Below are 18,668 nucleotides of genomic sequence, written 5' to 3'. Positions count from 1 at the left end.
GGGGGGGGGGGGGGGGGCGCCCGCCCCCCCCCCCCCCACCACCGCGTTCACCCCCGGGCGGTCAGCCGGCCGGACCGTCCCCGGGGTCCTCGTCCTTCTCCTTGGCCTTGCCGCTCTTCCCGGTGCCCCGGCGCTTCGGCCGGGGTTTGGCGGACTCGGCCGAGTCGGCGGAGGCTGAGGGATCTGCGGGGCCCTTGGCCCCGGTGTCCTGGGCTTCCGGGTCCCGGGCCGGACGGCCCTTGCCGGAGGCACCACCTGCCGGGCCCGCGCCACCTGCCGGGCCCGCGCCACCTGCCGGGCCTGCGCCATCGGTCGGGCCCTGGGCATCGGCCGTGTCGGCGGTGCCGGACGCTTCCGGGACACCCGACGTATCGGGCGCCTGCGGGGCATCGGACCCGTCGGGGACGGGCCCCGGGTCCTGCCCGGCCCCGTCGTCCGCGCGCTGCTCCGGACGGGAGGGCCTGGGCCGCCCCGTACCGCCGTCGCGCAGAAAACCTCCGCCGTCCGTGCCGTCCGTGGCGACCACCGGCCCTGGGCCCGCGCCGCCGCCCGTACCAGGACCGCCCGTACCAGGACCCCCCGTGCCGGGACCGCCCGGACCGAGGCCGCTTCCCCCCGGACCGCCGCCGCCCGGACCTCCCGTACCGGGGCCGCCGTCCCGCCGGCGCAGATACCGCTCGAACTCGCGGGCGATGGCCTCTCCCGACGCCTCGGGCAGCTCCGCGGTGTCCCGCGCCTCCTCCAGCGTCTGGACGTACTCCGCCACCTCGCTGTCCTCCGCCGCCAGCTGGTCCACACCCAGCTGCCAGGCCCGCGCGTCCTCGGGCAGTTCGCCCAGCGGGATCCGCAGTCCGATCAGGTCCTCCAGCCGGTTGAGCAGCGCCAGTGTCGCCTTCGGGTTCGGCGGCTGCGACACATAGTGCGGCACCGCCGCCCACAGGCTCACCGCGGGCACCCCGGCGTGGGTGCACGCCTCCTGGAGGATGCCGACGATCCCGGTCGGACCCTCGTACCGGGTCTCCTCCAGATCCATCGTCCTGGCGAGATCCGGGTCCGAGGTGATCCCGCTGACCGGCACCGGCCGGGTGTGCGGGGTGTCCCCGAGCAGCGCGCCCAGGATCACCACCATCTCCACGCCCAGTTCATGGGCGAACCCCAGGATCTCGTTGCAGAACGAGCGCCAGCGCATGGAGGGCTCTATGCCGCGTACCAGCACCAGATCACGTGGCGAGTCACCGCCCACCCGGACCACGGAGAGCCGGGTCGTGGGCCAGGTGATCTTCCGTACCCCGCCGTCCAGCCACACCGTCGGCCGGTTGACCTGGAAGTCGTAGTAGTCCTCGGCGTCCAGTGCCGCGAACACCTCGCCCTTCCACTCCCGTTCCAGGTGCGCGACCGCCGTGGACGCCGCGTCGCCGGCGTCGTTCCAGCCCTCGAACGCGGCCACCATGACCGGGTCGATCAGCTCGGGTACCCCCGCGAGCTCGATCACCCAGTGCCTCCTTCCGACGTTCCCTCTCGTACGTCCCAACCTTACGGCTTACCAGGCACATCACCGCAGCCCTCGTGCACGGGCGGGTGAACGCCCCGGCCCGGGGCGAGCTGCGGAGCCCTCACGAGTCTCCCCCGCGCGGCGCTGAGGATTCATCCGAGCTGTATACGGAAAGTTCGGGCAAGACCCTGGACCGACTCCCGAGAACGGCGCTATACATCGGATGACCAAAGGTCGGCGAACTTTCACGAAGTGGTCGGATGTTCCTTCCCTCGGAGCCCTTCGGGAGCGAGCGCATGAGTCCCACCGTCACCGGGTTCGAGGTCCACGACATCCGATTCCCCACCTCCGAACAGCTCGACGGCTCGGACGCGATGAACCCGGACCCCGACTACTCGGCCGCCTATGTGGTGATCCGTACCGATGAGGGCTCGGAGGGCCATGGGCTGTGCTTCACCATCGGCCGTGGCAACGATGTCACCGCCGCCGCCATCGCCGCCCTGCGCCCCTATGTCATCGGCCGGGCCGCCCCCATCGCACCCGCCGGTCTCGCCGCCCTCCACCACGACCTCACCCATGACTCCCAACTCCGCTGGCTCGGGCCCGAGAAAGGCGTGATCCACATGGCGGCGGGCGCCGTCGTCAACGCCGCCTGGGACCTCGCCGCCCGCCACGCCGGGCTGCCCGTCTGGGAGTTCCTCGCCGCGATGGAGCCCGAGGAACTGGTCTCCCTGGTCGACTTCCGCTATCTCACCGATGCCCTCACCCGCGACGAGGCCCTCGCCATCCTGCGCGCCGCCCAGCCGGGCCGGGCCGAGCGCGCCGCCCGGCTGCGCGCCCACGGATACCCCGCCTACACCACATCCCCCGGCTGGATCGGCTACAGCGACGAGAAGCTCGTACGCCTCTCCAAGGAGGCCGTCGCCGAGGGATTCGACCAGATCAAGCTGAAGGTCGGCGGCGACATCGACGACGACGTCCGGCGGCTGCGGCTCGCCCGGGACGCCGTCGGACCCACCGTCCGGATCGCCGTCGACGCCAATCAGCGCTGGGACGTGGCGGACGCCGTCCGCTGGATGACCGCCCTCGCCCCGTACCGGCCGCACTGGATCGAGGAGCCCACCAGCCCCGACGACATCCTCGGCCATGCCGCCGTCCGCCGCGGCCAGCCCGTGAAGGTCGCCACCGGCGAACACATCGCCAACCGGGTCGTCTTCAAACAGCTCCTCCAGGCCGGGGCGGTCGACTTCGTCCAGATCGACGCCGCCCGGGTCGCCGGGGTCAACGAGAATCTGGCGATCCTGCTGCTCGCCGCCAAGTACGGCGTACCGGTCTGTCCGCACGCGGGCGGGGTCGGCCTCTGCGAACTCGTCCAGCACCTCGCGATGTTCGACTATGTCGCCGTCTCCGGCAGCTGGGAGGACCGGGTCATCGAGTACGTCGACCATCTCCATGAGCACTTCACCGACCCGGTGGTCCTCACCCGGGGCCGCTATGTCGCCCCCCGGGCCCCCGGCTTCTCCGCCCGGATGCTCCCCGAGTCGATCGCCGCCCACCGCTTCCCCGAAGGGCCCGTCTGGCGGGCCCGCCGGGCCGCGAAGGAGGTCGCCCCATGACGGGCACCCAGGATCTCACCGGACTCGCCGCCCTGGTCACCGGAGGGGCCTCCGGGATCGGCGCGGCCGTCGCCCGGCTGCTCACCCGGTCCGGGGCCCGGGTCGCCGTCCTGGACCGGGACATCTCCGGCGCCCCGGACGGCACCCTCGCCCTCACCGCCGATGTCACCGACGACGACGCCGTCCGGATCGCCGTGGACCGTACCGCCGCCGCCTTCGGGGGGCTGCACACCGTGGTCTCCAACGCGGGGGTCGGCGCCATCGGCACCGTCGCCGACAACGACGACGAGGAGTGGCGGCGGGTCCTCGACATCAATCTGCTGGGCATGGTACGGGTCGCTCGGCACGCCCTGCCGCATCTGCGGGCCGCCGCGACCGAGCGCCCCGGCGCGGTCTCCATCACCCACACCTGCTCCATCGCCGCCACCGCCGGACTGCCGCAGCGGGCCCTCTACAGCGCCAGCAAGGGGGCGGTGCTGGCGCTCACCCTCGCCATGGCCGCCGACCATGTCCACGAGGGCATCCGGGTCAACTGCGTCAACCCCGGCACCGCGGACACCCCGTGGATCGCCCGGCTGCTCGACGCGGCCGACGACCCCGCCGCCGAACGGGCCGCGCTGGAGGCCCGCCAGCCCACCGGGCGGCTGGTCCGCGCGGAGGAGGTGGCGGCGGCCGTCGTCTATCTGGCGGGACCCGCCGCGGCGGCCGTCACCGGCACCGCCCTCGCGGTCGACGGCGGCATGCAGGGGCTGCGGGTCCGGCGCCCTGCCTGAGCGCCTGAGCGCCTGAGCGCCCGAGCCCCGGCATCCGTGCAGGCGTACAGAGCCCGTACGGCCCACCGCACACCGCATCCGATGAGACAAGGACGGGACAGATGAGAGTGCGTACGACCATGGCCGCCGGCTGCGCCGTGCTCCTCGCGGCCACCGTCCTCACCGGCTGCAACCGGGAGTCCGGCGACGGCGGGGACGGGGCGGCCCGGGTGGGCATCGACCTCCCGCGCAGCGACAGCGACTTCTGGAACTCGTACCAGCAGTACATCGAGAAGGGTGTCCGGGACGACGGACCCGCCGCGCTGCCCCTGACCAACTCCCAGAACGACATCTCCCGGCTGGTCGCCCATGTCCGGGCCTTCACCGACCAGGGCGCCCGGGCCGTGGTGATGGCCCCGCAGGACACCGGGGCCGTCGCCGAGTCGCTGCGCACCCTGGAGGAGCGGAAGATCCCCGTGGTCAGTGTGGACACCCGCCCCGACCGGGGGAAGGTCTATATGGTCGTCCGCGCCGACAACCGCGCCTACGGGGAGAAGGCCTGCCGGTTCCTCGGCGAGCGGCTCGGCGGCAGGGGCAAGGTCGCCGAGCTCCAGGGCGATCTCTCCTCCATCAACGGACGCGACCGCTCCGAGGCGTTCAAGCAGTGCATGACCGAGAGGTACCCCCGGATCCGGGTCTTCGAGCTGGCCACCGACTGGAAGGGCGATGTGGCCTCCGCCAAGCTCCAGGCCACCCTCGCCGCCCATCCGGACCTCGACGGTGTCTATATGCAGGCGGGCGGGGTCTTCCTCCAGCCCACCCTGGCCCTCCTCGAACGGAAGGGGCTGATCGAGCCGCCCGGTTCCGCCGGTCACATCACCATCGTCTCCAACGACGGCATCCCCGAGGAGCTGGACGCCATCCGCTCCGGGAAGATCGACGCCACGGTCTCCCAGCCCGCCGATCTGTATGCGAAGTACGCGCTGTTCTACGCGCGGGCGGCCCTCGACGGGAAGACATTCCGCCCCGGGCCGACCGACCACGGCTCCACCATCGTGCGGATCCCGGGCGGGCTGGAGGACCAGCTTCCGGCGCCGCTCGTCACCCGGAAGAACGTGGACGACCCCCGGCTGTGGGCCAACCAGCTGGAGGAGAAGGGACGCCCATGACCGGCCCTGCCACTCCCGGGTCCGACCCCGCCGCCGCTGCCCCGGGCCCTGCCACCGCCGCGCCCGCCACCGTGCCCGGCCTTTCCGTATCGGCGCCGGTGTCGGCGCCGGTGTCGCCGCCCGCCGCCGTCCACGCGGAAGGGATCGTCAAACGCTTCGGACCCACCGTGGCCCTGGACGGCGTCCACCTCACCGTCGCCCCCGGCGAGTCCCATGCGCTCGTCGGCCGCAACGGCGCCGGGAAGTCCACCCTCGTCGGCGTCGTCACCGGGCTGCACCGCCCCGACGCGGGCACCGTCACCTTCGCCGGGGAACCCGCCCCCGCCCCGGGCGACCACGCCGCCTGGCGCGCCCGGGTCGCCTGTGTCCACCAGCGGCCGATGACCGTCCCCGACCTGACCGTCGCGGAGAACCTCTTCCTCGGCCGCTATGAACCCGGCCGCCCCCTCATCGGCTGGCGGCGGCTGCGCCGGCGGGCCACCGAACTCCTCGGCGCCTATGGAGTCACCGTCGACCCCCGTACCAGGGTCCGGGACCTCACCGTCGAGCAGCGCCAGTTCGTGGAGATCGCGCGCGCCCTCTCCTTCGGCGCCCGGCTGATCGTCCTGGACGAGCCCACCGCCCGCCTCGACGCCCCCGGGATCGCCCGGCTCTTCACCCGGCTGCGGGAACTCGCCGCCCGGGGGGTGGCGTTCCTCTTCATCTCCCACCACCTCCAGGAGGTGTACGAGCTGTGCACCACCGTCACCGTCTACCGCGACGCCCGGCATGTCCTGACCGCCCCCGTCGCCGGACTCGGCCGGGGTGACCTCGTCGCCGCGATGACCGGGGACACCGGCACCGCCCCCGCCCACCGGCCCGCCCGGGGCATCCGCCGCCCGGCCGCCGCCCCCGTACTGCGGGCCGAAGGACTCGCCATCGGCGGTGTGTACGGGCCCCTGGACCTCGCCGTCCACCCCGGGGAGGTGGTGGGAGTCGCCGGATCGGCCGCCTCCGGCTCCATCGCCCTGGGGGAGACCCTCGCCGGGCTGCGCACCCCCACCGGCGGGCGGATCACCGTCGACGGCCGTCAGGTGTGCCCGGGGCGGGTGCCCGACGCCCTCGACGCCGGGATCGGCTGTGTCCCCGAGGACCGCCACCGCCAGGGTCTCGTCCCCGGGCGCAGCGTCGCCGAGAACGCCACCCTCACCGTCGCCGGACGGCTCGGGCCCTGGGGTCTGGTGCTGCCCTCCCGGGCGCGGGCGTTCGCCCGGACGATGATCGACTCACTGGACATCAGGACCGAGGGGCCGGGGCAGGATGTCGCCGAGCTGTCCGGCGGCAATCAGCAGAAGGTCGTGGTGGCCCGCGCGCTCGCCCGGGAGCCCCGCGCCCTGATCGCCCTGCGGCCCACCGCCGGGGTCGATGTCACCTCCAAGGAGGCGCTGCTCACCGTGGTGCGGCGGTTCGCCGACGGCGGCGGGGGAGCGGTCGTGGTCTCCGACGAACTCGACGATCTGCGGGTCTGCGACCGGGTCCTCGCCCTCTTCCACGGCCGGGTGGTCGCCCGCTTCGGTGCCGGATGGCGGGACGGGGAGCTGGTCGCCGCGATGGAGGGCGCGACACCAGTGGAGCCACCACCCGCACAGGCGAAGCCTCCGGTTACGCGGCCCGAGCCGCCCTCTCCTCAGGAGCCGCGATGACCGACACCGCGGGTACCCGTCCCGCGCCGAAGCCCTCGCCCGCCCCGCGCCTCGCCCTGGTCCGCTGGAGCGATCTGTCCCTGGTACCCGTGATCCTCGTGCTGATGGTGATCGGCTTCATCGTCTCGCCGGTCTTCCTCACCTCCGGCAATCTCATCAGCGTCGTCCAGCAGTCCTCCGAACTCAGCCTGCTCGTCCTCGGCCAGGCCCTCGTCCTGATCTGCGGACGGATGGACCTCTCGCTGGAATCCACCATCGGGATCGCGCCCGTCCTCGCCATGTGGCTGGTGCTGCCCGCCGAAGGGGGCCGCTTCGCGGGTCTGGAGGCTCTGCCCACCTGGACCGCCGTCCCCGTCTGTCTGCTCGCCGGGGCCGCCATCGGCGCCGTCAACGGCTTCCTCGTCCTGCGGCTGCGGGTCAACGGCTTCATCGCCACCCTCGGCATGCTCACCATGCTCCGGGGGCTCCACATCGGTATCACCGAGGGCAAGTCCATCACCGAGGTGCCCGAGTCCTTCCGCTATCTCGGGAAGACCGACTGGCTGGGCGCGCCCGCCGCCGTCTGGGTCTGTCTCACCCTCTTCGCCGTCGGCGGCGCGGCCCTCGCCTGGCACCGCCACGGTCGGGCGCTGTACGCGATCGGCGGCAACCCCGAGGCCGCGCGGGCCGCCGGTATCCGCACCGACCGGATCACCTGGATCGTCCTCGCCCTGGCGGGGCTGCTCGCCGCCTTCGCGGGGATCCTCTACACCGGCCACTACGGCTCGGTCGCCGCCACCCAGGGCAATGGCTGGATCTTCCAGGTCTTCGCCGCCGCCGTCATCGGCGGGATCAGCCTCAAGGGCGGCCGGGGCACCCTCTTCGGCGCGCTCACCGGGGTCCTCACCCTCCAGCTGGTCGTCAATGTGATGACCCTCGGCGGTGTCCCGGCCCTGTGGAACCAGTTCCTCAACGGGGCCATCATCATCGTCGCCCTGGTCATCTCCCGCTATGCCAGCGGGGAGCGGCAGGACTAGGACGGCGGCAGGACTAGAGCGGGACCGGGGCCGGAGCGGGTCGCTCCGGCCCCGGACTCCCTGCTAGAGCGTCGACCGCAGCCAGTGCTCCACGCTCGCCACATGCACCGTCGCCCAGGAGCGCGCCGCCTCCCCGTCCCGGTCCCGCAGCGCCGCCAGGATCGCCCGGTGCTCCAGGATCGTCCTGCTCACCGCGGACTCCTGGGTCAGCCCCCGCCACACCCGGGCCCGGGTCGTCGGCCCCGAGAGCCCGTCCAGCAGGGAGCACAGCACCGAGTTCCCCGATGCCTGGACGATCCGCCGGTGGAACTCCAGATCCGCCGCCACCAGCTCCTCCACCGAGGGATCGGCGCCCAGGGCGTCCAGCTGCGCGCCGAGCGCGTCCAGCTCCGCCTCCGCTATCCGGTCCGCCGCCATCGCGGTCGCCGCGGGCTCCAGGATCCGGCGTACGGCCAGGAACTCCAGCACCGTGTCGTCGCGGTGGAAGTCCACCACAAAGCTCAGCGCCTCCAGCAGCAGCTGGGGATCGAGACTGGTCACATAGGTGCCGTCGCCCTGCCGGACATCCAGGATGCGGATCAGTGACAGCGCCCGGACCGCCTCCCGCAGGGAGTTGCGGGAGAGCCCCAGCTCCGCGGCCAGCTCGCTCTCCTTGGGCAGCCGGTCGCCCGGCCGCAGCGCCCCCGTGACGATCATGCCTTTGATCTTCTCGATCGCCTCGTCGGTGACCGTCATGCCCGCGCCCCCTCGTACCCCCGCCGCCGGTCGTCAAAGACCCGAGGGTACAGCGTGGGGCGGCCCCTCAGGAGCCGCCCCGCACTACCGTTCGCCGGTCCTTCCGGCCGAGGTCACGCCCTGCCCTGGAGCAGGCCCTCCACCGAGGCGCGGATCTCGTCCGTCGCCAGACCCCGGATGGTCAGCGTGGTCCGGCGGCGCAGTACGTCGTCGGCGGTCTCGGCCCACTCGTGGTCGCGCGCGTACACGACCTGCGCCCAGATCTCGGGGGCGTCCGGGTGGATCCGCTCGGCCAGCGCCGGGTTGTCGTTGGCCAGCCGGGCGATGTCGAACGCGAGCGAGCCGTAGTGGGTCGCCAGATGACGGGCGGTGTCCGCCGCCATCCGGGGACCGGGCGTACCGCCGTCGACGAGCAGCCGGTGCGCCACCGCGTTCGGGTTGGCTATGCCGGGCAGCGGCACCTTCTTCGGCAGCCGGGACATGGGCTCCATGTCCTCGGCCAGCGGCTGTCCGGGCAGCTCCGCCAGCTTGTTCATGATGGTGCGGCCGATGTGGCGGAAGGTCGTCCACTTGCCGCCGGCCACCGAGAGCATGCCCGCCGCGCCCTCGGTCACCACGGTCTCCCGCTTGGCCTTGGAGGTGTCGCCGGGACCACCCGGCAGCACCCGCAGACCCGCGAAGGAGTAGGTGATCAGATCACGGGAGAGCTGCTGGTCCCGGATGGAGAAGGCGGCCTCGTCCAGGATCTGGGCGGTGTCCTTCTCGGTGACGGTCACCTCGGCCGGGTCGCCCTCGAACTCCTCGTCCGTGGTGCCCAGCAGCAGCATGTCCTCCCAGGGGAGGGCGAAGGTGATGCGGTACTTGTCGATCGGGGTCGCCAGCGCGGCCTTCCACGGCGAGGTGCGCTTGAGCACCAGGTGCGCGCCCTTGGACAGCCGGATCGAGGGCGCCGCCTTCGGGTCCTCCATCCGGCGCAGGTGGTCGACCCACGGGCCGGTGGCGTTCAGCACCAGCCGGGCGTCCACCCCGAACTCGGTCCCGTCGAGGCGGTCCTTCAGCTCCGCGCCCGTGACCCGGCCCTGGGTGAAGCGCAGACCGGTGACCTCGGCGTGGTTGAGGACGGTGGCCCCCGCCTCGGCGGCGGCGCGGACCGTCATCAGCGCCATGCGGGCGTCGTTCATCTGGTCGTCGCCGTAGACGGCGACGGCCTTCAGGTTCTCGGTGCGCAGCTCGGGCACGTCGCGCTGGGCCTTGGCCGCGCTGATGACATGGCCGACGCCGTCCCCGAACGCGGAGAGCGCCGAGTAGGCGAAGACGCCCGCGCCGAGCTTGGCGGCGCCGTGCGGGCCGCCCTTGTAGACGGGCAGGTAGAAGGTGAGCGGGTTGGAGAGGTGGGGGGCCACCTCCCGGGAGACCGCACGGCGCTCGAAGTGGTTCTCCGCGACCAGCTTCACCGCACCGGTCTGGAGGTAGCGCAGACCGCCGTGGAGCAGCTTGGAGGAGGCGGAGGAGGTGGCGCCGGCGAAGTCACCGGCGTCCACCAGGGCCACCCGCAGCCCGGACTGTGCCGCGTGCCAGGCGGTGGAGATGCCCAGGATGCCGCCGCCGATCACCAGGAGATCGTACGTCGCCTTGGACAGCTGCTCCCGGGTCTCGGCACGGCTCGGGAGGGAGCCGGATGCCGGGTGCGTCCCGAGGGCGGGAACGCTCTGCAGGGTGGTCATGTGGCTTGCTCCTCGTCAGTCTTCCTCGTCGATCCAGCTCATGGTCCGCTGCACGGCCTTGAGCCAGTCCTTGTACTCGGCCTCGCGCTTGTCGGCGTCCATGCGCGGGGTCCATTCCGCCGCCCGGCGCCAGTTGGCGCGCAGCGCGTCGGTGTCCGGCCAGAAACCGACGGCCAGACCGGCGGCGTAGGCCGCGCCGAGGCAGGTCGTCTCGGCGACCATCGGGCGCACCACGGGTGCGTCGAGGAAGTCCGAGAGGGTCTGCATCAGCAGGTTGTTGGAGGTCATGCCGCCGTCGACCTTGAGCGCGGTCAGCTCGACGCCGGAGTCCTTCGTCATGGCGTCGGTGATCTCGCGGGTCTGCCAGGCGGTGGCCTCCAGTACGGCACGGGCGATGTGCGCCTTGGTGACGTAACGGGTCAGTCCGGCGATCACACCGCGGGCGTCGGAGCGCCAGTACGGGGCGAAGAGGCCGGAGAAGGCCGGGACGAAGTAGGCGCCGCCGTTGTCCTCGACCGAGAGGGCGAGGGTCTCGATCTCGGCCGCGGACTTGATCAGGCCCATCTGGTCCCGCATCCACTGCACCAGCGAGCCGGTGACCGCGATCGAGCCCTCCAGGGCGTAGACCGGGGCCTGGTCGCCGATGCGGTAGCCGACGGTGGTCAGCAGTCCGTTGTACGAGTTGACGGGCGTCCCACCGGTGTTCATCAGCATGAAGGTGCCGGTGCCGTAGGTGGACTTGGCCTCGCCCTCCGCGAAGCAGGTCTGGCCGAAGAGGGCCGCCTGCTGGTCGCCGAGGGCGGAGGCGACGGGGATGCCGTCGAGGACGCCGCCCTTGGCGATGCCGTAGACCTCGGCGGAGGAGCGGATCTCGGGGAGCACCTCGGCCGGGATCTCCATGGAGCTGAGGATCTTGTCGTCCCAGTGGAGCCCGTGGAGGTTCATCAGCATGGTGCGGGAGGCGTTGGTGACGTCGGTGACGTGGACGCCGCCGTCGACTCCGCCGGTCAGGTTCCAGATGACCCAGGAGTCCATGGTGCCGAAGAGGATCTCGCCGCGCTCGGCGCGCTCGCGCAGGCCCTCGACGTTGTCGAGCAGCCAGCGGACCTTCGGGCCGGAGAAGTAGCTGGCCAGCGGGAGGCCGGTCTCACGGCGGAAACGGTCCTGCCCGACATTGCGGCCCAGTTCCTTGCAGAGCGCGTCGGTACGGGTGTCCTGCCAGACGATGGCGTTGTGGACGGGCTCACCGGTGGCCTTGTCCCACATCAGCGTGGTCTCGCGCTGATTGGTGATGCCGATCGCCTTGACGTCGGCGCCGGTGATGCCGGCCTTGTCGAGCGCGCCCGCCACGACCTCCTGGACATTGGCCCAGATCTCGGTGGCGTTGTGCTCGACCCAGCCCGGCTTCGGGAAGATCTGCTCGTGCTCCTTCTGGTCGACCGAGACGATCCGGCCGTCCTTGTCGAAGACGATGCAGCGGCTGGAGGTGGTGCCCTGGTCGATGGCGGCGATGAACGGACCGTGTCCGTGGGTGCCGGTGCTCTGCGTGTCGCTCACGGATTGCTCCTGCTGGTGTCGGTCGGGATACGGCTGTACCTGTGCGGCATACGGATCACCGCTCAGGCGAACGCGAGGTTGTAGATACCCGCGGCGAGTGCGCCACCGGCCAGCGGGCCGGCGACGGGAATCCAGGCGTAGCCCCAGTCGGAGCCGCCCTTGTTGGGCAGCGGCAGCAGGGCGTGGACGATACGGGGCCCGAGGTCGCGGGCGGGGTTGATGGCGTAGCCGGTGGGGCCGCCCAGCGAGAGGCCGAGGCCGACGACGACAAAGGCGGTGATCAGCGCGCCGAGGGTGCTCAGGCCCTGACCCTCGGCGTTGAGGCCCTGGGTGAGCACGGCGAGGACCAGCACGGTGGTGCCGAGGATCTCGGTGGCGAGGTTCTGCCAGGCGACCCGGATCTCGGGGCCGGTGGAGAAGATGCCGAGGACCGGACCGGCCTTGGCGCTGTGCGCGCCCTCGATGGGCTTGTCGGCGTCGTCGCCGATGATCTCGGGGTCGCGCAGATGCGACATGAACTGGCCGTAGTAGGCGACGACGACCAGAGCGGCGCCGATCATGGCGCCGAGGAGCTGGCCCGCGAAGTAGGTGGGGACGTTGGCCCAGGTCCCGTCCTTGATCGCGATGCCGAAGGTGACGGCCGGGTTGAGATGCGCGCCGGACAGGGCACTGGTCATGTAGACGGCCGTCATGACGGCGAAGCCCCACCCGAAGGTGATCGCCAGCCAGCCGGCGCCGCGCGCCTTGGAATTCTTGAGGCTGACGGCGGCGACCACGCCGCCGCCGAGCAGGATCAGAACAGCCGTTCCGATCGTCTCGCCGATAAAGATGTCGGAGCTGGACACCGCGACTCCTTTGTCCTTCGTCCAGGGGAAGGCGGACCCCGGGTCACTCCGGTGGTCCGCGCCCTCAGGTGAGGGCGTTGCCGGCCCTTGGCGCTTGTCACACTCTAGCGGGTATTTCCGGTAGGTGTTCGACAATGCCGACCGATGAACGGCAGTTTTACCCCTGGTAAACACCCCGTCAAGGGTCGTGTGACCGAAAACCTGATCGTTATCGATGATGCGCCCGGAGTGCCCCGATTCCCCGGTGCGGCACCCCGGCAGCCGGGGGACCCGCGCGCCGGGGTCCGCGCGGCCCCGGAAAAGTAGGAAAAGACGGCGCCGCACAGTCGGAGAAGACGGCGCCGCCCCCGAGTCCCGGGGGCGGCGCCAGGGGGCTCAGAAGCGGCCCGCGCCCAGGTCCCGCGAGACCGCGCGGGCGCACTCCCGTACCGACGACACCAGCTCCGAGCGCAGCTCGCGCCCGTCGCACAGCCGCTCCACCGGCCCCGTGATCGCCACCGCGCCCACCGGCATCCGCCGCCGGTCGTGGATGGGGGCGGCCACCGCCGCCACCCCGTCCCAGGTCTCCTCCACATCGGAGGCCCAGCCCCGGGCCCGGGTCAGCGCCAGCGACTCCTCGAAGGCGTCCAGCGCGGTCACCGTCCAGGGGGTGAACGCCTCCCGCTCCCCGTCGACCGCCTCCGTGTGCGCCACCGGGTCGTACGCCGCCAGCACCTTGCCGAGCGCCGTCGAGTGCAGCGGCTGCATCGCCCCCACCTCCAGCACCTGGCGGCTGTCGTCCGGGCGGAAGACATGGTGGACGACGAGGACCCCCTGCTGATGGGTGACGCCCAGATGGACGCTCTCCCCGCTGGAGCGGGCCAGATCGTCCGTCCACACCAGGGCGCGCGCCCGCAGCTCGTGCACGTCCAGATAGCCCGTGCCCAGCCGCAGCAGCTCCGCCCCCAGCTGATACCGGCCCGAGACCGGGTCCTGCTCCACGAACCCCTCCGCCTGGAGGGTGCGCAGGATCCCATGGGCGGTGCCCTTGGCGAGCTCCAGCGAGGAGGCGATGTCCGACAGGCCCAGCCGGCGCTCGCCGCCCGCCAGCAGGCGCAGCATCGCCGCCGCGCGCTCCAGCGACTGGATGTTCTTCGCCATCGGATCGACCCTTCCCCACTGGGATTCGACAATGCTGAACAGTATTGGTCGATGTCGACCATGGTCTGTGTGGAGTGCAGTATCTCGCGGCCCGGCGTTCACAGAAACCCCCAGGCCCCGCGCGTCCGCACGCTGGGACACCCGGGTCGTCCCGTGCCATGCCCGGCTAGGCTGGGGCGGTGCGCCCTCCCACCGGAGGCCGCAAAGCCGACAGCCGTCGCACCCCAGGGAGCACTTTCCATGGCCACGCTGCCGACCTCTCACGCACCGTCCGCCGACCACCGGTCCCGGATCGACGCCCTCCGCGAGGCCCTCGCCACCCGGGTCGTCGTCGCCGACGGTGCGATGGGCACCATGCTCCAGGCGCAGGACCCGACACTGGAGGACTTCCAGAATCTGGAAGGCTGCAACGAGGTCCTCAACATCACCCGCCCGGACATCGTCCGGACCGTCCACGCGGCCTACTTCGAGGCCGGTGTCGACTGCGTCGAGACCAACACCTTCGGGGCGAACCACTCCGCGCTCGGTGAGTACGACATCCCCGAGCGCGTCTTCGAGCTGTCCGAGGCCGGTGCCCGGATCGCCCGTGAGAGTGCCGACCACTTCACGGAGACCACCGGCGCCCAGCGCTGGGTCCTCGGCTCCATCGGCCCCGGGACCAAGCTCCCCACCCTCGGCCACGCCCCGTACACCGTCCTCCGCGACGCCTTCCAGCAGAACGCCGAGGGGCTGATCGCGGGCGGCGCCGACGCCCTCCTCGTCGAGACCACCCAGGACCTCCTCCAGACCAAGGCCGCCGTCCTCGGCGCCCGCCGCGCCCTGGACACCTCCGGCCTCGCCCTGCCGCTGATCGTCTCCGTCACCGTCGAGACCACCGGCACCATGCTCCTGGGCTCCGAGATCGGCGCCGCCCTCACCGCCCTGGAACCCCTCGGCATCGACCTCATCGGCCTCAACTGCGCCACCGGCCCCGCCGAGATGAGCGAGCATCTGCGCTATCTCGCCCGCCACTCCCGGATCCCGCTCTCCTGCATGCCCAACGCCGGTCTCCCGGTGCTCGGCAAGGACGGCGCGCACTACCCGCTGGGCCCCCAGGAGCTGGCCGACGCCCAGGAGACCTTCGTCCGCGAGTACGGGCTCTCCCTCATCGGCGGCTGCTGCGGCACCACCCCCGAACACCTCCGCCAGGTGGTCGAGCGGGTGCGCGGCCTCACCCCCACCCCCCGCGACCCCCGCCCCGAGCCCGGCGCCGCCTCCCTCTACCAGACGGTCCCGTTCCGCCAGGACACCGCGTACATGGCCATCGGCGAGCGCACCAACGCCAATGGCTCCAAGAAGTTCCGCGAGGCCATGCTGGCCGGCCGCTGGGACGACTGCGTCGAGATGGCCCGCGACCAGATCCGCGAGGGCGCCCATATGCTCGACCTCTGCGTCGACTATGTGGGCCGGGACGGTGTCGCCGACATGGAGGAGCTGGCCGGCCGCTTCGCCACCGCCTCCACCCTCCCCCTCGTCCTCGACTCCACCGAGGTCCCGGTCATCCGCGCCGGACTGGAGAAGCTCGGCGGCCGGGCCGTCATCAACTCCGTCAACTACGAGGACGGCGACGGCCCCGAATCCCGCTTCGCCCAGGTCACCCGGCTCGCCCAGGAACACGGCGCCGCCCTGATCGCCCTCACCATCGACGAGGAGGGCCAGGCCCGTACCGTCGAGCACAAGGTCGCCATCGCCGAACGCCTGATCGCCGACCTCACCGGCAACTGGGGCATCCATGAGTCCGACATCCTCATCGACACCCTCACCTTCACCATCTGCACCGGCCAGGAGGAGTCCCGCAGGGACGGCATCCACACCATCGAGGCCATCCGCGAACTCAAGCGCCGCCACCCCGATGTCCAGACCACCCTCGGTCTCTCCAATATCTCCTTCGGCCTCAACCCCGCCGCCCGGATCCTCCTCAACTCCGTCTTCCTCGACGAGTGCGTGAAGGCCGGACTCGACTCCGCCATCGTCCACGCCTCCAAGATCCTGCCGATCGCCCGCTTCGACGAGGAGCAGGTCACCACCGCGCTGGACCTCATCCACGACCGCCGGGCCGAGGGCTACGACCCGCTCCAGAAGCTGATGCAGCTCTTCGAGGGCGCCACCACCTCCTCCCTCAAGGCGGGCAGGGCCGAGGAGCTGGCCGCGCTGCCCCTGGAGGAGCGGCTGCGCCGGCGCATCATCGACGGCGAGAAGAACGGCCTCGAAGCCGATCTGACGGAAGCCCTCCAGGAGCGCCCCGCCCTCGACATCGTCAACGACACCCTCCTGGAGGGCATGAAGGTCGTCGGTGAGCTGTTCGGCTCCGGCCAGATGCAGCTGCCGTTCGTCCTCCAGTCCGCCGAGGTGATGAAGACCGCCGTCGCCCATCTCGAACCCCATATGGAGAAGTCCGAGGACGGCGGCGGCAAGGGCACCATCGTCCTCGCCACCGTGCGTGGCGATGTCCACGACATCGGCAAGAACCTCGTGGACATCATCCTCTCCAACAACGGCTACAACGTGATCAACCTCGGCATCAAGCAGCCCGTCTCCGCCATCCTGGAGGCCGCCGAGGAACACCGCGCCGATGTCATCGGCATGTCCGGCCTGCTGGTGAAGTCCACAGTGATCATGAAGGAGAACCTTCAGGAGCTGAACCAGCGCAAGCTCGCCGCCGACTACCCCGTCATCCTCGGCGGCGCCGCCCTCACCCGGGCCTATGTCGAACAGGACCTCCACGAGATCTACGAGGGCGAGGTCCGCTACGCCCGCGACGCCTTCGAGGGACTGCGCCTCATGGACGCCCTCATCGCCGTCAAGCGCGGTGTCCCCGGCGCCACCCTGCCCGAGCTGAAGCAGCGCCGGGTGCGCCCCGCCGCCACCGCCGTGACCGAGGAGCGGCCCGACCCCGCCGAGGGCTCCGTCCGCTCCGATGTGTCCATCGACAACCCCGTCCCCGAGCCCCCCTTCTGGGGCACCCGGGTCGTCAAGGGCATCCAGCTCAAGGAGTACGCCTCCTGGCTGGACGAGGGCGCCCTCTTCAAGGGGCAGTGGGGACTGAAGCAGAACCGCGCGGGCGACGGCCCCGACTACGCCGAACTCGTGGAGACCGAGGGACGGCCCCGGCTGCGCGGCTGGCTCGACCGCCTGCACACCGGCGGCCTGCTCGAAGCCGCCGTCGTCTACGGCTACTTCCCCTGTGTCTCCAAGGGCGACGACCTGATCCTCCTCAACGAGGACGGCACCGAGCGCACCCGCTTCTCCTTCCCCCGGCAGCGCCGGGGGCGGCGCCTCTGCCTCGCCGACTTCTTCCGCCCCGAGGAGTCCGGCGAGACCGATGTCGTCGGCCTCCAGGTGGTCACCGTCGGCTCCCGGATCGGCGAGGCCACCGCCGAGCTGTTCGCCTCCGACTCCTACCGCGACTACCTCGAACTCCACGGCCTCTCCGTGCAGCTCGCCGAGGCCCTCGCCGAGTACTGGCACGCCCGGGTCCGCTCCGAACTCGGCTTCGCGGGGGAGGACCCCTCGGAGGTGGAGGACATGTTCGCCCTCAAGTACCGGGGGGCGCGCTTCTCGCTGGGGTACGGGGCCTGCCCCGATCTGGAGGACCGCGCCAAGATCGCCGACCTGCTGCGGCCGGAGCGCATCGGGGTCCAGCTCTCCGAGGAGTTCCAGCTCCACCCCGAGCAGTCCACCGACGCCATCGTGATCCACCACCCGGAGGCGAAGTACTTCAACGCACGGTGACCGAACGGCCACCCCCGGGTGCCCGGCCGTCCCTACTCCGGGGCGGCCGGGCATCCGTGTGCCGGGGGCGGGCCCGCCCGCCCCCGCGGGGCCCATCGGGGGCCCATCCGTCCCGGAAGGCACCCGCGCCGCACCCGTCGTACACTGGTCGGTCCAGCACAGGCCGGTCGCCTGCCCCGGGAGCACCCACGGGAAAGGGGGCCGGCCTTCTCGTCCCTTCCGGAGGTGTGCCGATGACCAGCACGGTCCCCGCGTCCCTGACCCGTGCCGTCCCCATCGAGGAGGACCGCCCCGGGCGCCCGGCGCACACCACCCCCGGCCTCCAGGCCGTCCTCCTGGACATGGACGGCACCCTCGTGGACACCGAGGGCTTCTGGTGGGACGCCGAGGTGGAGGTCTTCGCCGACCTCGGGCACCGGCTGGACGAGTCCTGGCGCGACATCGTGGTCGGCGGCCCCATGAGCCGCAGCGCCGGATACCTCATCGAGGCCACCGGCGCCGCCATCACCCTGCCCGAGCTGACCGTGCTGCTCAACGACCGCTTCGAGGCCCGGATCGCCCGAGGTGTCCCGCTGATGCCCGGCGCCGCGGAACTCCTCGCCGAACTCTCCGCCCACCGCGTCCCCACCGCCCTGGTCTCCGCCTCCCACCGGCGGATCATCGACCGGATCCTCGCCTCCCTCGGCCCCGGGAACTTCGCCTTCTCGGTCGCCGGTGACGAGGTGCCCCGTACCAAGCCCCACCCCGACCCCTATCTCCTCGCCGCCCACCGGCTCGGCGCCGACCCCGCCCGCTGTGCCGTGGTCGAGGACACCGCCACCGGGGTCGCCTCCGCCGAGGCCGCCGGGTGCCGGGTGGTGGCCGTGCCCTCCGTATCGCCCATCACCCCCGCCGAGGGCCGGCTGGTCGTCCGCTCCCTCGAAGAGGTCGACCTCGGGGTGCTGCGCGCCCTGGTCGCCCCGGACGCCTGACCCCAGCGCGCCACCGCCCGACCCCACCGGCCGCCCGCATCGCCGGGTGGCCCGGATGGCCGACGAGACCTCCCGCACCGGCCTGAACTGCGCGGATCCGGTCGCTTCCGGTGGATCCCCCGCGTGACTTTCATCACCGCGCCCCCTCCCGGCCGGTCCATTCCCCGGACGCTCCGGCCCTGGTGGATCACCCCGGGA

The 18,668-nt window shown here is 71.9% G+C and carries 13 protein-coding genes; 7 read left to right on the top strand and 6 right to left on the bottom strand.

Features of this window, described 5'->3' with window-relative positions; translation table 11 throughout:
• Positions 1-61 precede the first annotated feature (61 nt).
• Positions 62-1,492 carry a PAC2 family protein gene (locus tag ABT354_RS28910; RefSeq protein ID WP_351499072.1) on the bottom strand — a complete coding sequence of 477 codons (1,431 nt, stop codon included), beginning with the start codon at positions 1,490-1,492 and terminating at the stop codon, positions 62-64.
• Between the two features lie 296 nt (positions 1,493-1,788).
• Here ABT354_RS28910 and ABT354_RS28905 point away from each other — a divergent pair, with 296 nt between their 5' ends.
• The 5 genes from ABT354_RS28905 (at position 1,789) to ABT354_RS28885 (ending at position 7,727) form a co-directional block, all read left to right on the top strand.
• Positions 1,789-3,108 (top strand): enolase C-terminal domain-like protein, encoded by a 1,320-nt coding sequence (locus ABT354_RS28905; protein WP_351499070.1) that lies wholly within the window; start codon positions 1,789-1,791, stop codon positions 3,106-3,108.
• Positions 3,105-3,881: an SDR family NAD(P)-dependent oxidoreductase gene (locus ABT354_RS28900; RefSeq protein WP_351499068.1), complete on the top strand. Its 777-nt coding sequence runs from the start codon at positions 3,105-3,107 to the stop codon at positions 3,879-3,881. Before ABT354_RS28905 ends, ABT354_RS28900 begins: the two co-directional genes overlap by 4 nt.
• Before the next feature lie 101 nt (positions 3,882-3,982).
• Entirely contained in the window at positions 3,983-5,029 is a 1,047-nt protein-coding gene (locus ABT354_RS28895; RefSeq protein ID WP_351499066.1) for a sugar ABC transporter substrate-binding protein, read from the top strand.
• Positions 5,026-6,711 carry a sugar ABC transporter ATP-binding protein gene (locus tag ABT354_RS28890; protein WP_351499064.1) on the top strand — a complete coding sequence of 562 codons (1,686 nt, stop codon included), beginning with the start codon at positions 5,026-5,028 and terminating at the stop codon, positions 6,709-6,711. The genes ABT354_RS28895 and ABT354_RS28890 overlap by 4 nt, the downstream gene beginning before the upstream one ends.
• Positions 6,708-7,727 carry an ABC transporter permease gene (locus ABT354_RS28885; protein WP_351499062.1) on the top strand — a complete coding sequence of 340 codons (1,020 nt, stop codon included), beginning with the start codon at positions 6,708-6,710 and terminating at the stop codon, positions 7,725-7,727. The genes ABT354_RS28890 and ABT354_RS28885 overlap by 4 nt, the downstream gene beginning before the upstream one ends.
• A 63-nt stretch (positions 7,728-7,790) precedes the next feature.
• On the opposite strand, the gene ABT354_RS28880 is transcribed toward ABT354_RS28885, so the two are convergent.
• The 5 genes from ABT354_RS28880 to ABT354_RS28860 form a co-directional block, all read right to left on the bottom strand.
• Positions 7,791-8,462: a FadR/GntR family transcriptional regulator gene (locus tag ABT354_RS28880; RefSeq protein WP_351499060.1), complete on the bottom strand. Its 672-nt coding sequence runs from the start codon at positions 8,460-8,462 to the stop codon at positions 7,791-7,793.
• Between the two features lie 113 nt (positions 8,463-8,575).
• Positions 8,576-10,186, bottom strand: coding sequence for a glycerol-3-phosphate dehydrogenase/oxidase (locus ABT354_RS28875; protein ID WP_351499058.1), 1,611 nt, complete (start codon positions 10,184-10,186; stop codon positions 8,576-8,578).
• Positions 10,187-10,201: 15 nt separating this feature from the next.
• Entirely contained in the window at positions 10,202-11,743 is a 1,542-nt protein-coding gene (gene glpK / locus ABT354_RS28870; protein ID WP_351499056.1) for a glycerol kinase GlpK, read from the bottom strand.
• 62 nt (positions 11,744-11,805) lie between these two features.
• Complete coding sequence (locus tag ABT354_RS28865; RefSeq protein ID WP_351499054.1) at positions 11,806-12,588, bottom strand: MIP/aquaporin family protein; 783 nt, start codon at positions 12,586-12,588, stop codon at positions 11,806-11,808.
• A gap of 375 nt (positions 12,589-12,963) precedes the next feature.
• Positions 12,964-13,728, bottom strand: coding sequence for an IclR family transcriptional regulator (locus ABT354_RS28860; protein WP_351499052.1), 765 nt, complete (start codon positions 13,726-13,728; stop codon positions 12,964-12,966).
• A gap of 240 nt (positions 13,729-13,968) precedes the next feature.
• Here ABT354_RS28860 and metH point away from each other — a divergent pair, with 240 nt between their 5' ends.
• The gene (gene metH / locus ABT354_RS28855) at positions 13,969-17,499 is read left to right on the top strand and encodes a methionine synthase (protein WP_351499050.1); all 3,531 of its coding nucleotides are present in this window, start codon (positions 13,969-13,971) and stop codon (positions 17,497-17,499) included.
• Positions 17,500-17,732: 233 nt separating this feature from the next.
• On the top strand, positions 17,733-18,470 hold the full coding sequence (locus tag ABT354_RS28850; RefSeq protein ID WP_351499048.1) for an HAD family hydrolase: 738 nt from the start codon (positions 17,733-17,735) through the stop codon (positions 18,468-18,470).
• Positions 18,471-18,668: the final 198 nt, after the last annotated feature.

The sequence above is a fragment of the Streptomyces sp. NPDC000594 genome, assembly GCF_040299965.1.
Taxonomy (GTDB): Bacteria; Actinomycetota; Actinomycetes; order Streptomycetales; family Streptomycetaceae; genus Streptomyces.
This window is presented reverse-complemented; position numbering and strand designations above follow the sequence as displayed.

What these genes read in the sequence shown, in the direction of transcription:
- ABT354_RS28880 (WP_351499060.1), bottom strand. Translation starts at nt 8,462, where the DNA reads ATGACGGTCACCGACGAGGCGATCGAGAAGATCAAAGGCATGATCGTC.
- ABT354_RS28905 (WP_351499070.1), top strand. Translation starts at nt 1,789, where the DNA reads ATGAGTCCCACCGTCACCGGGTTCGAGGTCCACGACATCCGATTCCCC.
- ABT354_RS28895 (WP_351499066.1), top strand. Translation starts at nt 3,983, where the DNA reads ATGAGAGTGCGTACGACCATGGCCGCCGGCTGCGCCGTGCTCCTCGCG.
- metH (WP_351499050.1), top strand. Translation starts at nt 13,969, where the DNA reads ATGGCCACGCTGCCGACCTCTCACGCACCGTCCGCCGACCACCGGTCC.
- ABT354_RS28850 (WP_351499048.1), top strand. Translation starts at nt 17,733, where the DNA reads ATGACCAGCACGGTCCCCGCGTCCCTGACCCGTGCCGTCCCCATCGAG.
- ABT354_RS28875 (WP_351499058.1), bottom strand. Translation starts at nt 10,186, where the DNA reads ATGACCACCCTGCAGAGCGTTCCCGCCCTCGGGACGCACCCGGCATCC.
- ABT354_RS28860 (WP_351499052.1), bottom strand. Translation starts at nt 13,728, where the DNA reads ATGGCGAAGAACATCCAGTCGCTGGAGCGCGCGGCGGCGATGCTGCGC.
- ABT354_RS28885 (WP_351499062.1), top strand. Translation starts at nt 6,708, where the DNA reads ATGACCGACACCGCGGGTACCCGTCCCGCGCCGAAGCCCTCGCCCGCC.
- ABT354_RS28900 (WP_351499068.1), top strand. Translation starts at nt 3,105, where the DNA reads ATGACGGGCACCCAGGATCTCACCGGACTCGCCGCCCTGGTCACCGGA.
- ABT354_RS28890 (WP_351499064.1), top strand. Translation starts at nt 5,026, where the DNA reads ATGACCGGCCCTGCCACTCCCGGGTCCGACCCCGCCGCCGCTGCCCCG.